Genomic DNA, 17,631 nt, shown 5'->3' with positions numbered 1-17,631 from the left:
CGTTCGGGCAGGGTGGGAAGCATGCGAGTGCTCGTGATCGGCAGCGGAATCGGCGGTGCGGCGACGGCTTGGCACCTGGCGCGCCGCGGCGTGGAAGTGGTCGTGGCGGACGCGGCGTGGCCGGGGACGGCGACCGAGGCCGGCGCCGGGATCGTCAGCCCGTGGACGTCGCAGCGGGAAGACGCGGTGTACCCGCTCGCCTCGGCCGCCGGCCGGTACTACCGCGAATTCTCGGCGGAGCTCGAGGGCTCGTCGTTCGAGGTCGTCGGCGGGATGATCGTGTCGGCCGACGAGGCCGAGCTGGCGGCGGCGCAGGAACGGCTGAGCAAGCGGTCGGCGGACGCGCCGGAGATCGGCGAGGTCCGCCGGCTCGACCCGGCGCAGGCCCGCGAGCTCTTCCCGGCACTGGCGCCGGGACTCGGTGCGGTGCACCTGACCGGCGCCGGCCGTGTCGACGGGCACGAGCTGCGCCGCGCGCTCCTGCACGACGCCGAGCGCCGGGGCGCGAAGTTCGTCGAGGGCGAGGTCGCGTTCCGCGCCGACGGCACGGTCGCGGGTGAAGCGGGACCGCTGGAAGCGGACAGCGTCGTGGTCGCGGCCGGCGCGTGGAGCCGGGAACTGCTGGCACCGCTGGGCATCGACCTGCCGGTGACGCCGCACCGCGGTCAGATCAGCCACTTCGACCTGCCGGGCACGGACACGGCGGCGTGGCCGGTGGTGCTGCCGCGCACCAGCCACTACCTCCTCGCGTTCGGCGGTGGCCGGGTCGTCGCAGGCGCGACGCGCGAGGCGGAGTCGGGCTTCGACTACCGCGTCACGGCCGCCGGGCAGCGCGAGGTGCTGGACAACGCGCTGGCGGTCGCGCCCGGCCTCGCGGACGCGACACTGGCCGAGACCCGGGTCGGCTTCCGGCCGGGCACGCCGGACGGCCTGCCGATCCTCGGCCTGCTGCGTCCCGGACTGGCCGTGTCGACGGGCTTCGGCGCGGGCGGCCTGACGAACGCGCCGTTCGCGGGCAAGCTCGTCGCGGCGCTGGCGGTGGGGGAGGACCCGGGCTTCGACCTGAGTCCGTTCGCCCCGGACCGCTTCTGAACCGCCACCTCGCCGCGCTGGTGACGCGCCACTACCGGCGGCTGGGGTGGCCCGTCAGCCTTCGGTGACCAGCTCCAGCGCGTGGTCGCCCGTGCGCTCGACCACCAGGCCCGCCTTCGTGATCACCTTCACCAGCTGGTCCACAGTGGACGGTTCGGCGCGGGTCGCGGCCAGCACGTGGGCGAGGCGGCCTTTGTACGCCTTGTTGAAGTGGCTGACCGTCACGCGTTCGCCGCGGGCGTTTTCGGTGACCACGCGGACCGTCACCGCGTCCGGGCGGAGCTTCGCGAAGGCCGAGTACGTGCCTGAACGGAGATCCACGACCAAGCCCTCGACCGCCTGCAGCACCGGCTCGAGGACGGGCTTCCACAGGCCGCGGACGGTGCCGAGGGCGGGCAGGGAGTTGCCGCCCGACAGGCGGTACGCGGGGATCGGGTCGGTGGCCGAGACGACGCCGAACAGCGAGGACGTCACCGCCAGGCGGCGGTGGGCTTTCTCGAGGCCGGCTTTCGTGAAGCTCTTCACGTCGAGGGCGTCGTAGAGGACACCCGTGTAGCGGCGCAGGGCCGGCATCGTCGGGGACGTCCAGAGCTCGGCGTTGCGCGCGACCTCCCCGGCCTGGCGCTCGGTGAGGCCCAGGGCCGCGATGCTGGCCGGGACGTCGGCGGCCAGCTCGACCAGCGCGTCCGCGAGCTTCGCGCGCGCCGGGTTCAGCTCGGGGAACGACAGCGCGCTCAGCTCGAGCGGGCCGCCGCGGCCGCCGTCGGCTTTGGTCTCTGAAGGGGGGAGGAGCACCAGCACGTGCCGAGCGTAAATCGGGGTGCGCGGGCGCCGCCGCCCGGCCTAGCCTCCCGGCATGGACCTGACCTGGCGCCCGTTGACGTTCGCCGACGTACCGGCCCTGACCCGCCTGTACGCGGCGGCCGAGGAAACCGACCGGACGGGTGAGCACTTCAGCGAGGAAGACCTCCGCGAAGAGCTGGCAGGTCCCAGCATCGACCTGGCCCGCGCCACGATCGGCGCCTGGGCGGGCGACCGGCTGGTCGGGTACGGCCTGATCCGCCGCCGGGACGCCGCCGAGCCCGTGCACATGATCCGGCTGCAGTCGATCGTGCACCCGGACCACCGCGACGACGTCCTCGGCGCTCACCTGGCCGGGTGGTTCTCGCGGACGAGCCGCGAGGTCCACGAGCGTGCCTTCCCGGGCGCGCCGCTGGAACTGCACTACGGCCTCCACGAGAACGAGCGCTGGATCGCCGGAGTGCTGGCCGGGGCGGGCTACCGGCATCTCCGGACGATGGTGACCATGCGCGTCGGCCTGGCGGAGCTGCCGCCGCAGCCGGCGCTGCCGGACGGCTTCGAGGCGGTGCCGTTCGGGTTCGAGCAGGACCGCGCCGTCCTCGATGCCCGCAACGATACCTTCGCCGACCACTGGGGCAGCACGCTCTACGAGCCGGAGGCGTGGCGGCACCTGGTCACCGGCTCGAAGGACTTCCGGCCGGACCTGTCGTTCCTCGTCCTCGACGGGGAAAAGGTCCTAGCGTTCGTGCTGAGCCACTTCTACGCGTCCGAAGCCGCGGCGACGGGCATTCGCGAGCTGCACGCCACCTGGGTCGGGACGCGCGAGGTGCTGCGCGGGCGCGGGGTCGCCTCGGGCCTGCTGGGCCACACGCTCCGGGCCGCGAAGGCCGCGGGGTTCGACCGGTCGGCCCTGAACGTCGACGTCGACAACGCGCACCGGGCGCTCGGTGTCTACGAGCGGTGCGGGTACCGCGTCGACGACGAATGGCACGTGTACGTGCTCAGTGCTCCACGAGGTTGAGCAGCTCCTCGCCCCGCACGTACCGCCTCAGCTGCTCGGCCGCCAGCTTCTTCGCGCGCGGGTAGAACGACGCCGACCCGCCCGCGATGTGCGGGGTGATGACCACGCCCGGCGCCGTCCACAGTGGATGGCCGGCGGGCAGGGGTTCCGGATCCGTGACGTCGAGGCCCGCGCGCAGCCGTCCGGCGCGGGTCTCCGCCACCAGTGCCTCGGTGTCGATCGCCGTGCCGCGGCCGACGTTCACCACCAGGGCATCGTCCGGGAGTGCCGCCAGCTCCGCGCGGCCGATGAGCCCCCGGGTTGCCGGGGTGTCCGGCAGGATCAGCACCACGATGTCGGCGCCGGGCAGCAGCTCCGGCAGCTCGGCGACGCCGTGGACGTCCTGCTCCGGACGCGGGCGGCTCGCCACCCTCGTCACGACCGCCTCCGCCGCGACGAGCTGGCGCTCGATCGCCTGCCCGATCGAGCCGTGGCCGACCAGGAGCACGCGGCTGTCGGCCAGTGAGCGTGTGTGCTCGCGCACCCACTCGCCCCGCGTCTGCTGGGCGAACCATCGGGGCAGGTCCCGCTGCGCCGCGTGGATCAGGGCGAGGGTGTGCTCGGCGACGCTCAGGTCGTGCAGCCCCCGCCCGTTCGCCAGGCGGACGCCGTCCGGCAGCAGCGGGAGCAGTGCCTCGACCCCGGCCGAGAGCGCCTGCACCACCCGCAACGCGGGCAGTTCCTTGATCAGCTTCGGCGGCTCCGGGCCGCGGTCGTAGGGGAGCACGTAGAACTCGACGTCGTCGAGGCCGCCCGGAACGGCTTCGCGGCCGTCGTAATACGCGACCTCGACCCCCTCCGGCACCTCGATGTCGGTCCAGGGCAGCAGTACGCGAGCGCTCATGCCGCCTTTCTACCCGGCGCCCGAGCTCAGTGCTCGCCTCCTGAAACGCAGAACTCGTTGCCCTCCGGATCGGCCAGCACCGTCCAGGTCAGGCCCGGTACCCGGTGCACCGCGAGCTCCTTCGCACCCAGCCCGACCAGGCGTTTCACCTCGGCCTCGCGGTCGTCGCCGCGGAAGTCGACGTGGACCCGGTTCTTGCCCGCTCTCGGCTCCGGTACCCGCTGCAGCGCCAGCGGGAGGCCGCCGCCGGCGGGCGCGAGGATGAGGAACTCGCCTTCGTAGTCCTGCGTGACCGTCGTCTCGAGCGCCGCCGTCCAGAACTCCGCCAGACCTCGGGGGTCCGCGCAGTCGATCGTGATCATGCCCATGTGGATCGCCATGCCCCGAAGCTAGCGACGACCCCCGACAAAAACGGGCCGCCGAGTAACCCGTTGGAGTCACGGCGGGGCGAGTGACTACCCTGAGCGGGACTTTCACACCCGCCCGGCGCAGGGAGCCCCGCAGTGATCACCAGGACTTCGTCGTTGTTCCTTCGCACGTTGCGCGAGGATCCGGCGGACGCCGAGGTACCGAGCCACCGGCTCCTGGTACGCGCCGGCTACGTCCGCCGGGTCGCCCCGGGCGGGTACTCCTGGCTGCCGCTGGGCTTGCGCGTGCTGCGCCGCGTCGAGAACGTCGTGCGCGACGAGATGAACGCCATCGGCGCGCAGGAGATCCAGTTCCCCGCACTGCTGCCGAAGGAGCCCTACGAGGCCACCGGCCGCTGGACCGAATACGGCGACAGCCTCTTCCGCCTCAAGGACCGCAAGGGCGCCGACTACCTGCTCGGCCCGACGCACGAAGAGCTCTTCACGTTGACGGTGAAGGGCGAGTACAGCTCGTACCGCGACTACCCGGTCACGCTGTACCAGATCCAGACGAAGTACCGCGACGAAGCGCGTCCCCGCGCCGGCATCCTGCGCGGCCGCGAATTCGTCATGAAGGACTCCTACTCCTTCGACCTCGACGACGAGGGCCTGGAGCGCTCCTACCAGGCGCACCGCGACGCCTACACGAAGCTGTTCGACCGGCTCGGCCTCGAGTACGTCGTCGTGAAGGCGACGTCGGGCGCGATGGGCGGTTCGGCGTCCGAGGAGTTCCTCGCGGTCGCCGAGACGGGGGAGGACACCTACGTCCGCAGCACGGACTCGGGTTACGCGGCGAACGTCGAAGCCGTCGTCACGCCCGCGCCGCCCGCGCAGCCGATCGAGGGCCGTCCCGACGCGCAGGTGCACCACACGCCGAACACGCCGACCATCGAGTCGCTGGTCACCTTCCTCAACAACGCGGACCTGGGCCGGACGTTCACCGCGGCGGACACGCTGAAGAACGTGATGCTCAAGACGCGTCAGCCGGGCGCGAAGGAGTGGGAGCTGGTCTGCGTCGCGGTCCCCGGTGACCGCGAAGTGGACATGAAGCGCCTCGAAGCGTCGCTGGAGCCCGCCGAGGTCGCGCTGCTCGAAGAAGCCGACTTCGCGAAGAACCCGTTCCTGGTCAAGGGCTACATCGGCCCGAAGGCGCTGCAGGACAACGGCGTGCGCTACCTCGCCGACCCGCGGATCGTCCCCGGGACCGCCTGGGTGACCGGGGCCGACAAGGTCGACCACCACGTCGTCGACCTGCTGGCCGGGCGCGACTTCACCCCCGACGGCACGATCGAAGCCGCTGAGGTTCGCGAGGGCGACGCGTCGCCGGACGGCCAGGGCACCCTGGTCGCCGCGCGCGGCATCGAGATCGGGCACATCTTCCAGCTCGGCCGCAAGTACGCGGACGCCTTCGAGCTGGACGCGCTCGGCCCGGACTCCAAGCCGATCCGGATCACGATGGGTTCGTACGGCGTCGGCGTCTCGCGGCTGGTCGGCGTGCTCGCCGAGCAGAACCACGACGACCTCGGCCTGATCTGGCCGCGCGAGGTCTCGCCGTTCGACGTGCACATCGTCATCGCGGGCAAGGACGACGCGGTGCGCGCCGGCGCCGAGAAGATCGCCGCCGAGCTGGACAACGCCGGTCTGGAGATCATCCTCGACGACCGCAAGGCGACGCCCGGAGTCAAGTTCGCCGACGCCGAGCTGGTCGGCGTGCCGACCATCCTGGTGGTCGGGCGCGGCCTGGCCAACGGCGTCGTCGAGGTCAAGGACCGGCGCTCCGGTGAGCGTGAAGAGATCGCGGTCGACGCCGTCACCGAGCACCTGGTCAAGCTCGTCCGGTCCTGATGGCCCGGTTCCGCCGGCGGCCCGAAGACGAGACGCCGGGGTACGAGGACAACGCGGCGCTCCGCGGGTTCGGCGGTTACGAACCCGCGGACGCGCCGGACCTCCGGCGTGCGCGGCCGAAGCGGATCCGTCCGGCCGCGAAGCCGCTGAAGTGGCGAAAGGCGCCGTGGTTCGGGCTGGTGTTCATCGCGCTGGTCGCCGGGGTGCTGAACGCGCTGGGTGTCGGCAAGCCGCGCGAGTCGTCCTCGGCGCCCACGCCGCGTTCGCCAGTGGTGGTGACTCCGTCGCCGCGGGCGGCGGTCCCGCCGGTGGTCACCGGCTGGCGGTCGGTGGCGGGCCGGGACGGTTCGTACGCCTACGACGTGCCGCCGAACTGGGTGCCCGAACCCGGCACGCTGCACGGCTGGGAGAAGACCGGCACGGCGCCGGGCATGCGCCTGATCACGAGCGCGTTCCTGGGCGAGGACTTCTGCCGCGACAGTGACCTCGGCGGCGCGGGCGTGACCACGGAACCGCTGGCCGACCTCGACGCGGCGGCGCGCAAGGCCGTCACCGACCTCGGCGTCAGCGCGTTCAGCCCGGACGGCGGCCCGCTCGCCGCGGTGACCGCCGACGCCGGCACCGACGCGCAGCTCACCAAGGCCGACGGGACGAAAGCGCCGGCGCGGATCGTGGTCGCGGAAGTCGTCCCCACCGAAACGGGGGAGTGCGCGGCCAAGCACGCCCTGGTGGCGGCGATGGCGTTCGGCGGCAACGCGGGGACGGCCGGAGTCGTGGTCGCCTACGCGGACAGCGATCGGGGCGGCCCTTCGGTGCGCGACGACCTGGTCGGGATCGTGCGGAGCTACCGGTTCGTGCCGGCGGCGGACCGCGGCACGACGACTCCGCCGCCGACCACCTACCGCTAGGCGCCCGGATTCGGCAGGCTGCCCGCATGGGTGGTGACGCGGACAGACGGCTCGCACGGATCCGGATCGGCGCGTTCGCGGTGCTGGGCGCCGCGGGGGTCCTGCTCCTCTTCGGGCCGTTGCTGGCCGGCGCCTGGAGCTGGCTCGTGCAACCGCGGGATCCGGACTGGTGGGGTGCCACCGGGCAGTGGGCCGGCGGGATCGGCACCCTCGGCGCCGTCGTCGTCGCGCTGTGGATCGCCATCCGGGACGGGCGGCTCGCGCAGGCCGACCGGCAGCGGCGAGAGTTGCGTGAGCGGCAGGAACAGGCCGGGAAGGTCACCGCGTGGACCGAGGCGGGCGAGGACGACGGCACCGTGTTCATGGTCGTCGCCAACGCCAATGCCGAAGCGATCCACCACGTCGTCGTCTCGTTCGATCTCGTGCTGAGCCTGCCGATGACCGGGTCCACGCTGCACCGCGGCCCGGTCATCGAAGACGACGAGTACCTCTACGCCGTGCTGCCGCCGGGGAAGTGGCGGATGCCCGTCCGCTGGACGGGCACCGACGCCACGCCGGGGGTGATGCTCGCGTTCAGCGACTCCCGCGACGGGCACTGGCTCCGGCTGACCGACGGCAGGCTGATCGAAAAGGACCAGAACGTCGTCAGCCGCCGGAAGATCCGCTTCCCCCAGCGGATCAGCGTGCCCGAGAGCTACTGACCAGCTTCGCCAGCTGCCGCAGCCGCACGTCCGGCAGGTACGCCCGGCTCAGCGCCAGCCCGATCCGGGGCAGGTCGGCTTCGTCGCGGAACGCCAGGTACAGCGGGACGTGCCGCGGCTGGAACTTCGCCTTGAACGCGTGCAGCGACCGGAACCCGTAGTACGGCTCCATCACGCGGCCCAGCGACTCCAGCACCCGGTCCACCGGCCGCGCCGGGCCGGAGCCGCTGCGGGCCAGCGGCGCGCCCGAAAGCGAGACGAACCGCGCGCCTTCTTCCCGGAACGCCACGCAGGCCGACGCGATGAGGAACTCCATCACCGGGCGGAAGCCGTGCGCGCTGCGGCGCATGACGTCGAGCGTCCAGCCGCCGATCTTGCCCGCGCCCGTGTGGACCGGGAGCCACGACGTCACGCCGTGGACGGTGCCCTCCGCGTCGACCGCGAGGCCGACCCGGGTGGCGGGGTCCATCGCCTCGTCGAGCCCGCCGAGGGTGAACCCCATCTCCGGCATGCCCTTGTCGGCGATCCACTCCTCCGAGAGCGCCCGGACTTGGGCAAGGATGGGTTCCGGCTGGTCGGCCAAGCGAACCAGCCGGAAGTCGATCTGCTGCTTGGCGGCCTTGTTGAGCGCGGACCGGACGTCCTGCCACGCCTTGCCGCGGAACTCGAGGCCGTCGAGGTCCAGCACGTTGTCCTCGGCGACCTGGACGTGCTGCCAGCCCAGCTCGCGCGTCGCCGCGACGGTGGCCTCCGTCGCCGAAAACACGCACGGCACCAGGCCGGAGTTCTCGCACATCGTCGTGAATTCGGTGACGGTCGCCGCCGCGGTGCCGTCGGGCGCGATCGGGTCGCCGAGCGCGACCGCGACTCCCGCGTGCCGCCGGTAGGCGAGGTAGGACCGGCCGTCCTCGCGGACGAAGTAGGTGTTGCGCGGCCAGGTCGTCATCCACGACAGCGTGCTGCCGCCGTGGCGGCCCAGGAGCGAACGGGCCAGCGCGGGCCCCGGGCCCTGCGCGTGCCGCCGCAGCCGGCGTCGCGAAGGCACGCGGAACGCGTGGCGCGCGGCGATCAGGACACCCAGCTCGACCGTCCACAAGAGATTGTCGACGAAGAACAGCGGCAGGCCTTCGACGTCGTAGTCCCCGCCGAAGACGTCGGCCAGCCCGACGAGCGTGGCGACGGCGAACCCTTGCAGCGTGACGAAAGCCGACAGCGCGACGGCCCAGCGCCACGCGACGCGCCCGCCCCGGCGCAGCCCGTTGAGCATCGGCACCACGAGCACCACGAGGATCGCCAGCTCCGGCGCCGACAGCGAAACCCCTTCCGCCGAGCCGAACGGGCCGTCGCCGGGCACCAGGAACATCACGATCTCGGCCACGGTGAGCAGCAGCAGGCCGGCCACGGTCAGCAGCCGCCACTCACGCAGGTTCGGACCGGAAGCTTCGTCCGCACGCCGGCCGCCGACGAGCCGCTTGCCGAGCGGGATCGCCAGCAGCAGCGCGAAGAAGTGCACGAGGTCGGCCAGCGTGCCGACGTAGACGATCGCGACGCCGGCGTACACGCACAGCCCGGCCCGCAACCGCAGCGCCCACGGCGGACGCAGCGTCGCGCTGGCGACCGCGACCGCGGCGAGCGCGCCGCCGGAGAACCCGACGTCGAGGCTGCCCGCGACCCGCTCGGCCCACAGCCAGCCGGAATTGCGGCACAGCGCGAGGAACTGGGTCGCGACGAGGACGGCGGCGACCTGGCCGCCGATGGTCACGGCCATCGCGCGCCGCGTGCCCAGCTGCCACTCGGCGAAGCCGGCGAAGAGCGCGAAGCTGCCGACCATCGGGAGGTAGTACCAAGGGATGACGGCGAAAAACGGCCCGGTGATCATGGTCCACCACCGGCCCGCCTCCAGCGACGGCAATCCGTAGGCGATGAACGGGTAGGCCGCGCGGTCTTCGGCCGCGTTCCAGAGCGCGCCGGACGCGACGGCGAGCACCAGCATGGCCGCCGTCACGGTGCTGGTGAACGGGAGACGCTGTCTGAGCACCGCGACCGTTCCCCGGACGCGTCCCCCTCCGGCGAGCTTGCCCGCCGCCCCTGTTTGAGTCATGGGAAGAGTCTGGCGAGCGGCGGTCGCCGTGGGCATCGGGCAGCAGACGGAGATTTCCCCTAGGGGAGTCGTCCTTTCGGCTGAGGGGTATCCCCCTCCTCAGGAGGACAACGTCAGCCGAGGACGGCGGCGCGGACGGCGTCGGTGTCGGCCAGGTCCGGCAGGACGGTGTGCGCGCCCGCCGCCGCCAGTTCCTCGGCCGAGAAGTGACCGGTCGCGACGGCGATGGAGACCGCGCCGTTGTCCAGCGCGGCTTTGACGTCGTTGGGGGTGTCGCCGATGACGACGACCTCGTCGGCTTCGAACTCGGTGCCGTGCTTGGCCGCTGCCAGCCCCACCGCGTGCGGCACCAGGTCCGGGCGGTGCACCGAGAGCGTGCCGTAGCCGCCGATCTCCAGGTCGAGGTGCTCCTGCAGGCCGAACGCGGCGAGCTTGTGCCGGGAGATCTCCGGCAGGTTGCCGGTGACCAGCGTCTGGACGACGCCGTCGTGCCCGGCGAACTCGCTCAGCGCCTCGGCCGCGCCGGGCAGCACGCGGGCCTCGGCCGGGAAGCGGTGCGCCGCGCGTTCGGACTCCGCCACCAGGGCCTTGAACAGCGCTTGGATCGTCTCCTGCGCGGCTTCGAAGCCGTTCGCGGTGAGCAGGTCGGTCGTCGTGGCGAGCTCCGTGCGGCCCCCGAACACCGGGTTGACGCGCAGGGTGGCCCCGGTCGCGGCGGTGAACGCCGTCGCGTACCAGGCCGAACCCAGTTCGGTGAAGTCCACGAGGGTGTGGTCGATGTCCCAGAGCACCAGCCGCTTCTTCGTCACGAGATCGAGGTTACCGGCGCCACTATTCAACACGTGTTGACTTCTTGGGAGTGCGGCCTTAGCTTGAATTCAACAAGCGACGAATAACTGGAGGTTGGTCATGACCGGTCCTGCCCGGCGCCCCACCGGGGCGCTCGCCCTGATCGCCGCCCTGGCCGGCGCGCTGGTGGCGGTGGTGCTCGGTTTCCTCACCTTCGGCGCGCAGGCCACGGTCGCGCCGGACGGCGTCCCGGTCGCCGTCGCCGCGCCGCCCGAAATCGCCCAGCGCATCGCCGCGCACGGCGGGGGCCAGCTCGCCTGGACCGTCGCGAGCCCGGCCGAAGCGCGGCAGCTGCTGGCGGACAAGAAGGTCTACGGCGTGCTCGAACTCGGGCCGGGACCGGTCGCGACGGTGGTGACGTCGGGCGCGGTCAACCCGGCCGGCACGCAGGTCGCGCAGCAGGCGCTGACCGGCGCCGCGACCGCGCTGGCCGGCGCGCCGAAGCAGGAGGTGCTGCACCCGGTGAGCCTGGCCGGCCGCACCGCGCCGCTGGCCGCGTCCGCGCTGGCCTGGATCGGCGCGCTGGTCGCCGGCCTCGGCCTGACGCAGCTGGCCAAGCGGACCGGCCGCGTGCCGGGCACCGGATCGCGGTTCACGCAGGTCGTCGGCGTCGGCGTGCTGCTCGCGGCGGTCGTGGCCGGGTTCTTCGCGCTGTGGGACTCCGCGCTGCCGCTGGACGCCGGGGTGCTCGGCTTCGTCTTCCTCTCGGCGACGGCGTTCGCAGCGGTGCAGGCCGGGATGCTGCGCCTGCTCGGCCTGCGCGCGATGGCCGTGCTGGGGCCGCTGTACCTGGTCGCGCCCGCGGTCGCCGGGCAGGTGCCGGAGCTGCTGAACCCGGCCTACCGCGCGCTGCTCTGGTCGTGGACGCCGTTCCGCTTCTCGACCGAGGGCCTGCGCAGCCTGCTGCAGGGCGTGCCGGACGCACCCGACGTCACGACCGGCCTCTGGGTGCTGGGCGCGCTGCTCGCCGCGGGCCTGCTGGTGACGCTGTGGCCGGGCCGCTCAGCCCGCGAGCAGGCTGAACCGCACCTTGCGGACCGGGTTGTCGAGGTTGGTGTCCACTAGGCAGATCGACTGCCAGGTGCCCAGCGCGAGCACGCCGCCGAGCACCGGGATCGTCGCGTACGGCGGCACCAGCGCCGGGAGCACGTGGTCACGGCCGTGACCCGGGCTCCCGTGCCGGTGCCGCCAGCGGCCGTCGCGGGGGAGGAGCTCGTCGAGGGCGGTCAGCAGGTCTTCGTCGCTGCCGGCGCCGGTCTCCAGGATCGCCAGCCCGGCGGTGGCGTGCGGCACCCACACGTGCAGCAGCCCGTCGGCCGCGTCGGCGTCGCGCAGGAAGGCCTCGGCTTCGCGGGTGAGGTCGTGGACGACGGCGTCGGAGCCGGTGCGGACCTCGATCTCGGTGGAGTACATGGCTCCCAGCGTAAGCCTCAGGAGTCGAGGTAGCGCAGCACCGCGAGCACCCGGCGATTGTCCCCTTCGGACGGTGGCAGGCCGAGCTTGCCGAAGATCGACGTCACGTACTTCTCCACGGAACCGGCCGACAGGAACAGCTTCGCCGCGATCGCCGAGTTCGACCGGCCTTCGGCCATCAAGCCCAGCACTTCGCGTTCCCGCGGGGTGAGGCCGCCGAGTGCGTCGGTCTGGCGCGTCGCGGAGAACAGCTGGCTGACGACTTCGGGGTCGAGCACCGTTTCGCCGTCCGCGACCCGGCGCAGCGCGTCGAGGAAGTCCGACACCTCCGCGACGCGGTCCTTCAGCAGGTAACCGACGCCGCCGGCGCGGTCGGCCAGCAGCTGCGCGGCGTACTTCGTCTCGACGTACTGGGAGAACAGCAGGATGGCGCAGCCCGGGAGCTCGCCGCGCAGCGCGATCGCGGCCCGCAGGCCTTCATCGGTGTGCGTCGGCGGCATCCGGATGTCCACAATGGACACATCGGGGGTGTGGCTTTCGACGGCGGTCCGCAGCGCGTCGGCGTCCTTCACCGCGGCGACGACTTCGTGGCCGCGGAAGGTCAGCAGCTCGACGAGGCCCTGGCGCAGGATGGTGGAGTCCTCCGCGATGACGATCCGCATGCCGCGACCCTAGCGGGGCAGCGGCACCCGTGCGATCACTTCGGTCGGACCACCCGCCGGGCTCGTGACGGCCAGCTCGCCGTCGACCGTCCGCAGCCGTTCGGCGACGCCGGCCAGCCCGCCACCGGCCACGATCCGGGCGCCGCCACCCCCGTCGTCGCGCACGCTCAGCCACAGGACGCCGCGCTCCTCCGTGACTTCGACGGACGTCGTCCCGCCGTGCTTCGCGGCGTTGGTGAGCAGCTCGGCGGCGCTGAAGTAGACGATCGTCTCCAGCGACGGCGGTGGACGGCGCGGCAGCCGCACGGCGACCCGCGCGTCGATCCCGGACGTCGCGACGAGCGTGGCGAGCGCGACGTCGAGTCCCGCGTCCAGCGCGGCGGGGTGGATGCCGCGGGCGAGGTCGCGCAGTTCGGTCAGGGCCTGCTTCGCGTTGGCGTGCGCGGCCGTGACCAGCTCCTTCACCTGGGGGAGGTCGACGCCTTCGAGCTCCTCCTTGGCCAGGCCGAGCTTCATCGACAGCGCGACGAGCTGGGCCTGAGCGCCGTCGTGGAGATCGCGTTCGATGCGCCGCAACCGCAGCGCGGCGTCCTCGACGGCGGTCGCGCGGCTCTCTTCGAGGTCGCGGACCCGTTCCGACAGCACGCGCTCCCCGAGCAGGCCGACGACGAGCAGCCGGTCGAGCGCGGTGAAGGCGTGGGTCACCCACGGCAGCACCACGAGCACCAGCAGCCCCGACGCCGACCAGGCGAGCGCCCCGGCCCAGCTGTCGGCGCTGATGTCGAAGACGGGCAGAGTCCGTTCGCCGAGCGGGAACCAGAGGACGGCGAACGTCGTCGCGGTGACGCCGTAGACCGTCCCGAAGAAGACGGTGAAGAGGCCCGCGATGGTCAGCGGGAAGCGGATCAGCAGGTAGCCGGCCGTGCGCCAGCCCGCCGGATCGCCGACGCGGGCCTTCACCCAGCTCCAGAGCCCGGGCTTCAGCTCGGGACGGCGCGGGGCGGGCACGCTCACGCCGAGCAGCGCTTTCGCCAGGCCGCGGTGGGCGGCGCCGAGGGCGCGGGCGTAGAGGAGCGCGCCGGCGATGACGAGGAAGCCGAGCAGGACCGGCGTCAGCCAGAGGCCGGTGAAGACGAGGACGAGGAAGGTGAAGAGGGAGAACAGGCTGAGCGGGCCGGCGAGCCACAGCCAGGCGTACTCGGCCCAGAAGTCCCGCGCCGCGAGGGGGCCGAAGACCCGGCGGAGCGGGTGGGGGCGGGGTAGGTCGAGGCTGGTCACGGGTTCCAGTCTCGCCCGGTTCGCGGGGCGGGCCCATCCGGTTTTCCCCCGGCTTCTGCTACGGAACTCCCGGGTACCGTGATCCACCCTCGCGAACCGTCGCGGCGCAGGTGTGGTCCTCTTCCCGGAGCTAGCAGGCTGCCGGTGAAGCAGTCAAAACTACCTTCAAGATCTATTCTTGCTCTCGACAGTGTGACGTCGTGCAATCCAAGCGGTGGTGGGATAGTTTCCGCCGGGTTTATCGGGTGAAGTCGATGATAGGGATCCATAAACCGTAACGTTCATGCCGTGCCTGGCGACCACTGGGGCGGGATCGAATTGCACGGTGGATCATCGACTGTTTGAGAGGTTGTCCATGACCAGTAGAGACGAGGCCGAGCGGCTGCTCTCGTCCCTGGGTGATGCAGATCTTGTCGAGATCGACTCATCGGGGAACATCCATGCCGTTGGCAAAGCGCCCGCTGTCGGAGCAGGGAAGTCCATCGCGGGGATCTCGGATCAAAAGGGCGAGTACGGCCGGGATCGGAGATGAATTTCCAGGTGACCAGGTCTCTTCTGGTGGCGTCCGAGGGTGACCGGCTCGCGGCCGAGAGAGCCATCTTGCTCCAGCACTTTCCGCAGTTCACGATCGTTGGAAACGGCAAGCACGGACGGTTCGCGGTGGCGACCGGAACCTTGCGCACGTTCGCGGGGAAATCCTACGGCATCAAAGTCGTTGCTGAATCTTCGTATCCTCATGTGCTGCCCGATGTCGAGCCCTCAGGCTGGGTGCCGACATCGAATCCACACATGATTGGCAAGAGCTTGTGCGTGATGCGCTCCAACCAGTGGCAATCATATATGTCACTGGCCTTCCTTGTAGCGAAGTCTGCACTCTGGTTGAACAAGTACGAGGTCTTCCTTATTCGGCGCATCTGGCCTGGTCCGGAACAGCATCGGCACGGGACCGTATACAACGTGAGGAAATGGTGGCATGACCTCTGATGTGCAACTGGACACCACCCGGATCGACTACTTGATTGACACCTCGCGGCTCGCGGACAAGAAGATTGTCGTGGTCGGTTTGGGCAGTGGCGGAGCTGTTGTGCTCGAACGCCTTGGCATGACCGGTATAGGTCGCTGGTCGTTGTACGACCCGGATCGCCTGGAAGCGGTCAACCTGGTGAAGCACCCCGCCCGGCGAGCCGATCTGGGGCGGCTGAAGACGGACATCGCCCGGGACTGGCTGCTCGACCGCAATCCTGCCTACCGGATCGAGCGAGTCGGCGGGGACGTTCTTGCGGATCCCGGCTTCCCAGAGGACGTCGGGGAGGCGGACGTCGTCCTGTGTGCGGTCGACAATTCGCCTGCTCGAAGCTTCGTGAATTCCGTCTGTGTGGCGAAGCGCGTGCCGGTCGTGTTCGGATCGGTTTTTCGCACCGGCATGGGTGGGGAGGTTTACGCTTACCTCCCGGGTGAGACGGCTTGCCATGACTGCAAGACGTTGTTCAGCGTCGAACAGAAGCGTGACCTCGACAACTGGTTGGATCTTACCGACGAAGAAACTCAGCGAATCTACGGCCTTGGTGAGCAGGATTTTGTCGCCTCCGGCCTGGCCGCCGACATCTCGGTTGTGGCCTCCTATCATGCACACTACGTAGTTTCGTTGCTAGCGGGTCGGGACTCGCGCTACCTCAGTTTGCCTTCGTTCAACTGGCTGACCCTCGCTTTGCGGCGAATTCCAGGATTATTCGACGCCATGTACGACACTTCCCGTGCAATTCTTCGGCCACAACTGGACTGCCATTTGGAGTGTGGACAAGGGGGAGAGGTGTGAACGTCACGATGAGGGTCAAACACGCGTTGCCCCAGGTGCTCGTACCCCAGGATGTGGCCGAAAAGTTCGATGCCGAGATCGTCGCCCATCCCAAGATCGAGGTGGGTGGCAAGTGGGTGGGGTTCATCGTCGGTCTCAGCAAGTACGACCGTCTTGAGGAGCGCCTGGCCGGGTTGGCGGATCTGAAGTTCGTGGTGTTCGACTTCATCGAAGACGGGCCGGAGGCCAAGCGCACGGCTACCTACCACATCGGTGACCGGCGCTGGCAGGAGTCGTGCTTCCGGCGTTTGGAGGAGCGGTACCCGGAAATCGAAAACCTCGGCAGCTGGCACAGTCACCACCCCAATCGGTCGGTGGACCTCAGCGATGGCGACATCCGTGGTTACCAGCAGACTGTCGACAGCCCGGGGCACAACCACGACTACTTCTTCGCGAGTCTCGCGGTGAACATAAGCGGATTTTCTACCGCTCGGCACTACCTCTTCGTAAGAGGAGGTGATCGGTACTTCGAGCTGCCGCGCGATCACGTTCACGTGGTTGCTCGTGCGGAGCCGGAGATCATGATCGCAAGGCTGAGGAACGACGCGAAAGAGAAAAAGCCGGAGGCTGTGACGGGCGGCTCGGACGGCAGTATGCCTGCAGAAGAAGCACCCGGTGTCACCTCGGAGAGGACGCCGGCGCACGACGTGGAGAATAGGAGAGCCGAAGCTGGCAAGGACGGTGGCAGCGAGCAGCGGGCCTCTTTGGGTATCGCCGGGTGGACGGAGTCACCAAAAGGCCGGGAGGCGCTAATTCGGGAGCAGGATCGGATCCGTCGTCCCGAATTCGCGTCGATTCGCCTGGTCGTGGTGCGGAATCGGCTGGTCGCCCGCGGGCTGGTCGAGACCACGACGGGCCCGGTCACGGTCTCTTTCCTGTACCCGACCGGAGCAGGCCTAGCCGATGGCTTGCTGAAGCTGGGCACCACGGTCTCACCTGTCGTCGAGGTCACCTTGCCCGGCGACCTGGTCAGGGACTTCGCCGACGTCAAAACCGAGCTTGGAAAGTTTATCGAGTACGTGACACGCGGCACAGGCCGCAGCAAGCTCTTGCGCGGATTTGCTCTGCGATCGTGGGTGACCAGGTGAGACACCCGGGAGAGGAGCTGGCGATGCACGAGAATGAACCTCCGGCGTTTTCCGGTGATTCAGTGGGGAGTGGTCTCGCTCGGTTGGCCGACTTGGCAGCGCCGTGGACCGCAGCTCGCGCGGTGACGGCTCCGGAGCTGACTCGTCGGCTCTTGGTGGACGAGCCGGGTTTCTTCGGCCTGCCGCAGGCGGAGCTGGCGGACGCTGCCAACACGCTGACTTTCCTGTTCCAGCACACCAAGGTCTGGCGGCTGCTGTGGGCCGAGTCGGTCGCTGGGCCGGCCCTCTTCCGGGATAGCCGAACAGTCCGGAGCGGCGTGGGGCAGGAGGTGTCGCGCGAGCTGGCCAGAACGGTCGGTCTTGAACTGTCCGGGAAAGGCGACGTATGGGTAGTGAACGTCTCCGGTGAGTTGTCAGCCGAGTGGTCGAAGCTCACACAGTCCATGGTGCGGATCGAGACGGAGACCGAATTCAAGCGTGAGCTCGAGTTCGACGTCCCCGCCGGGGGCATGGACATCGCGCTCTGGCAGCTCGAGTCCCGGCTGACCAGAAGACTGATCCTTCGTCCGCACCACCACCTGCCGCCGGACCCGTTACCCGACTGGGCTGAGACGGCCATCGCAACCGCGGTCAAATCCACATCGATCTTGACCAACGTCACTCGGAGCCTCACTCGTCTGAACGGCAGGTCTGTGTCGGCGACCGCATGGGCCTGACCGAGAGCTCG

Annotated in this window: 18 protein-coding genes; 10 read left to right on the top strand and 8 right to left on the bottom strand. The window is 70.4% G+C overall.

Annotation, left to right across the window (positions count from 1 at the left end; all coding sequences use genetic code 11):
* Window positions 1-21: 21 nt before the first annotated feature.
* A complete protein-coding gene (locus SD460_RS39710) occupies window positions 22-1,092 on the top strand; it encodes an NAD(P)/FAD-dependent oxidoreductase (RefSeq protein ID WP_290054374.1) in 1,071 nt (356 codons plus the stop codon).
* A 54-nt stretch (window positions 1,093-1,146) separates the two neighbouring features.
* On the opposite strand, the gene yaaA is transcribed toward SD460_RS39710, so the two are convergent.
* Window positions 1,147-1,893 (bottom strand): peroxide stress protein YaaA, encoded by a 747-nt coding sequence (gene yaaA / locus SD460_RS39705; RefSeq protein ID WP_290054372.1) that lies wholly within the window; start codon window positions 1,891-1,893, stop codon window positions 1,147-1,149.
* Window positions 1,894-1,948: 55 nt separating this feature from the next.
* Between yaaA and SD460_RS39700 the strand changes: the two genes are divergently transcribed.
* Window positions 1,949-2,914: a GNAT family N-acetyltransferase gene (locus SD460_RS39700; protein ID WP_290054370.1), complete on the top strand. Its 966-nt coding sequence runs from the start codon at window positions 1,949-1,951 to the stop codon at window positions 2,912-2,914.
* Here the strand turns inward: SD460_RS39700 and SD460_RS39695 are convergent.
* Both SD460_RS39695 and SD460_RS39690 read right to left on the bottom strand, forming a co-directional pair.
* Window positions 2,895-3,797, bottom strand: coding sequence for a 2-hydroxyacid dehydrogenase (locus SD460_RS39695; protein WP_290054368.1), 903 nt, complete (start codon window positions 3,795-3,797; stop codon window positions 2,895-2,897). The two genes, SD460_RS39700 and SD460_RS39695, sit on opposite strands and share 20 nt — an antisense overlap.
* 26 nt (window positions 3,798-3,823) lie before the next feature.
* The gene (locus tag SD460_RS39690) at window positions 3,824-4,177 is read right to left on the bottom strand and encodes a VOC family protein (RefSeq protein WP_290054366.1); all 354 of its coding nucleotides are present in this window, start codon (window positions 4,175-4,177) and stop codon (window positions 3,824-3,826) included.
* Window positions 4,178-4,300: 123 nt separating this feature from the next.
* On the opposite strand from SD460_RS39690, the gene SD460_RS39685 reads away from it, so the two are divergent.
* Genes SD460_RS39685 through SD460_RS39675 form a run of 3 tightly spaced genes read left to right on the top strand, consistent with a single transcriptional unit; the run spans window position 4,301 to window position 7,658 of the window.
* Window positions 4,301-6,049 carry a proline--tRNA ligase gene (locus SD460_RS39685; RefSeq protein ID WP_290054364.1) on the top strand — a complete coding sequence of 583 codons (1,749 nt, stop codon included), beginning with the start codon at window positions 4,301-4,303 and terminating at the stop codon, window positions 6,047-6,049.
* Entirely contained in the window at window positions 6,049-6,957 is a 909-nt protein-coding gene (locus SD460_RS39680) for a DUF8017 domain-containing protein (RefSeq protein WP_290054363.1), read from the top strand. The genes SD460_RS39685 and SD460_RS39680 overlap by 1 nt, the downstream gene beginning before the upstream one ends.
* Window positions 6,958-6,983: 26 nt before the next feature.
* Window positions 6,984-7,658 carry a hypothetical protein gene (locus SD460_RS39675; protein WP_290054361.1) on the top strand — a complete coding sequence of 225 codons (675 nt, stop codon included), beginning with the start codon at window positions 6,984-6,986 and terminating at the stop codon, window positions 7,656-7,658.
* On the opposite strand, the gene SD460_RS39670 is transcribed toward SD460_RS39675, so the two are convergent.
* Window positions 7,636-9,759, bottom strand: a complete 2,124-nt coding sequence (locus SD460_RS39670; RefSeq protein ID WP_290054359.1) for a bifunctional lysylphosphatidylglycerol flippase/synthetase MprF — start codon at window positions 9,757-9,759, stop codon at window positions 7,636-7,638. The two genes, SD460_RS39675 and SD460_RS39670, sit on opposite strands and share 23 nt — an antisense overlap.
* Before the next feature lie 113 nt (window positions 9,760-9,872).
* A complete protein-coding gene (locus SD460_RS39665; protein ID WP_290054357.1) occupies window positions 9,873-10,568 on the bottom strand; it encodes an HAD family hydrolase in 696 nt (231 codons plus the stop codon).
* A 100-nt stretch (window positions 10,569-10,668) separates the two neighbouring features.
* On the opposite strand from SD460_RS39665, the gene SD460_RS39660 reads away from it, so the two are divergent.
* Window positions 10,669-11,673 carry an ABC transporter permease gene (locus SD460_RS39660; RefSeq protein ID WP_290054355.1) on the top strand — a complete coding sequence of 335 codons (1,005 nt, stop codon included), beginning with the start codon at window positions 10,669-10,671 and terminating at the stop codon, window positions 11,671-11,673.
* Here the strand turns inward: SD460_RS39660 and SD460_RS39655 are convergent.
* Genes SD460_RS39655 through SD460_RS39645 form a run of 3 tightly spaced genes read right to left on the bottom strand, consistent with a single transcriptional unit; the run spans window position 11,611 to window position 13,961 of the window.
* Window positions 11,611-12,021 carry a secondary thiamine-phosphate synthase enzyme YjbQ gene (locus tag SD460_RS39655; RefSeq protein ID WP_290054353.1) on the bottom strand — a complete coding sequence of 137 codons (411 nt, stop codon included), beginning with the start codon at window positions 12,019-12,021 and terminating at the stop codon, window positions 11,611-11,613. The two genes, SD460_RS39660 and SD460_RS39655, sit on opposite strands and share 63 nt — an antisense overlap.
* 17 nt (window positions 12,022-12,038) lie before the next feature.
* The gene (locus tag SD460_RS39650) at window positions 12,039-12,683 is read right to left on the bottom strand and encodes a response regulator transcription factor (RefSeq protein WP_125306195.1); all 645 of its coding nucleotides are present in this window, start codon (window positions 12,681-12,683) and stop codon (window positions 12,039-12,041) included.
* 9 nt (window positions 12,684-12,692) lie between these two features.
* Complete coding sequence (locus SD460_RS39645) at window positions 12,693-13,961, bottom strand: sensor histidine kinase (RefSeq protein ID WP_290054351.1); 1,269 nt, start codon at window positions 13,959-13,961, stop codon at window positions 12,693-12,695.
* Window positions 13,962-14,489: 528 nt separating this feature from the next.
* Between SD460_RS39645 and SD460_RS39640 the strand changes: the two genes are divergently transcribed.
* From SD460_RS39640 to SD460_RS39625, 4 genes are read left to right on the top strand one after another with little or no spacing between them, the layout of a single operon-like run.
* Window positions 14,490-14,945, top strand: a complete 456-nt coding sequence (locus SD460_RS39640; protein WP_290054349.1) for a type II CBASS E2 protein — start codon at window positions 14,490-14,492, stop codon at window positions 14,943-14,945.
* Complete coding sequence (locus SD460_RS39635; RefSeq protein WP_290054347.1) at window positions 14,935-15,777, top strand: ThiF family adenylyltransferase; 843 nt, start codon at window positions 14,935-14,937, stop codon at window positions 15,775-15,777. Before SD460_RS39640 ends, SD460_RS39635 begins: the two co-directional genes overlap by 11 nt.
* A complete protein-coding gene (locus SD460_RS39630; RefSeq protein ID WP_290054346.1) occupies window positions 15,774-16,904 on the top strand; it encodes a hypothetical protein in 1,131 nt (376 codons plus the stop codon). The genes SD460_RS39635 and SD460_RS39630 overlap by 4 nt, the downstream gene beginning before the upstream one ends.
* 23 nt (window positions 16,905-16,927) lie before the next feature.
* A complete protein-coding gene (locus SD460_RS39625; protein ID WP_290054344.1) occupies window positions 16,928-17,620 on the top strand; it encodes a hypothetical protein in 693 nt (230 codons plus the stop codon).
* Window positions 17,621-17,631: the final 11 nt, after the last annotated feature.

The organism is Amycolatopsis solani (genome assembly GCF_033441515.1).
GTDB lineage: Bacteria > Actinomycetota > Actinomycetes > Mycobacteriales > Pseudonocardiaceae > Amycolatopsis > Amycolatopsis solani.
This window is presented reverse-complemented; position numbering and strand designations above follow the sequence as displayed.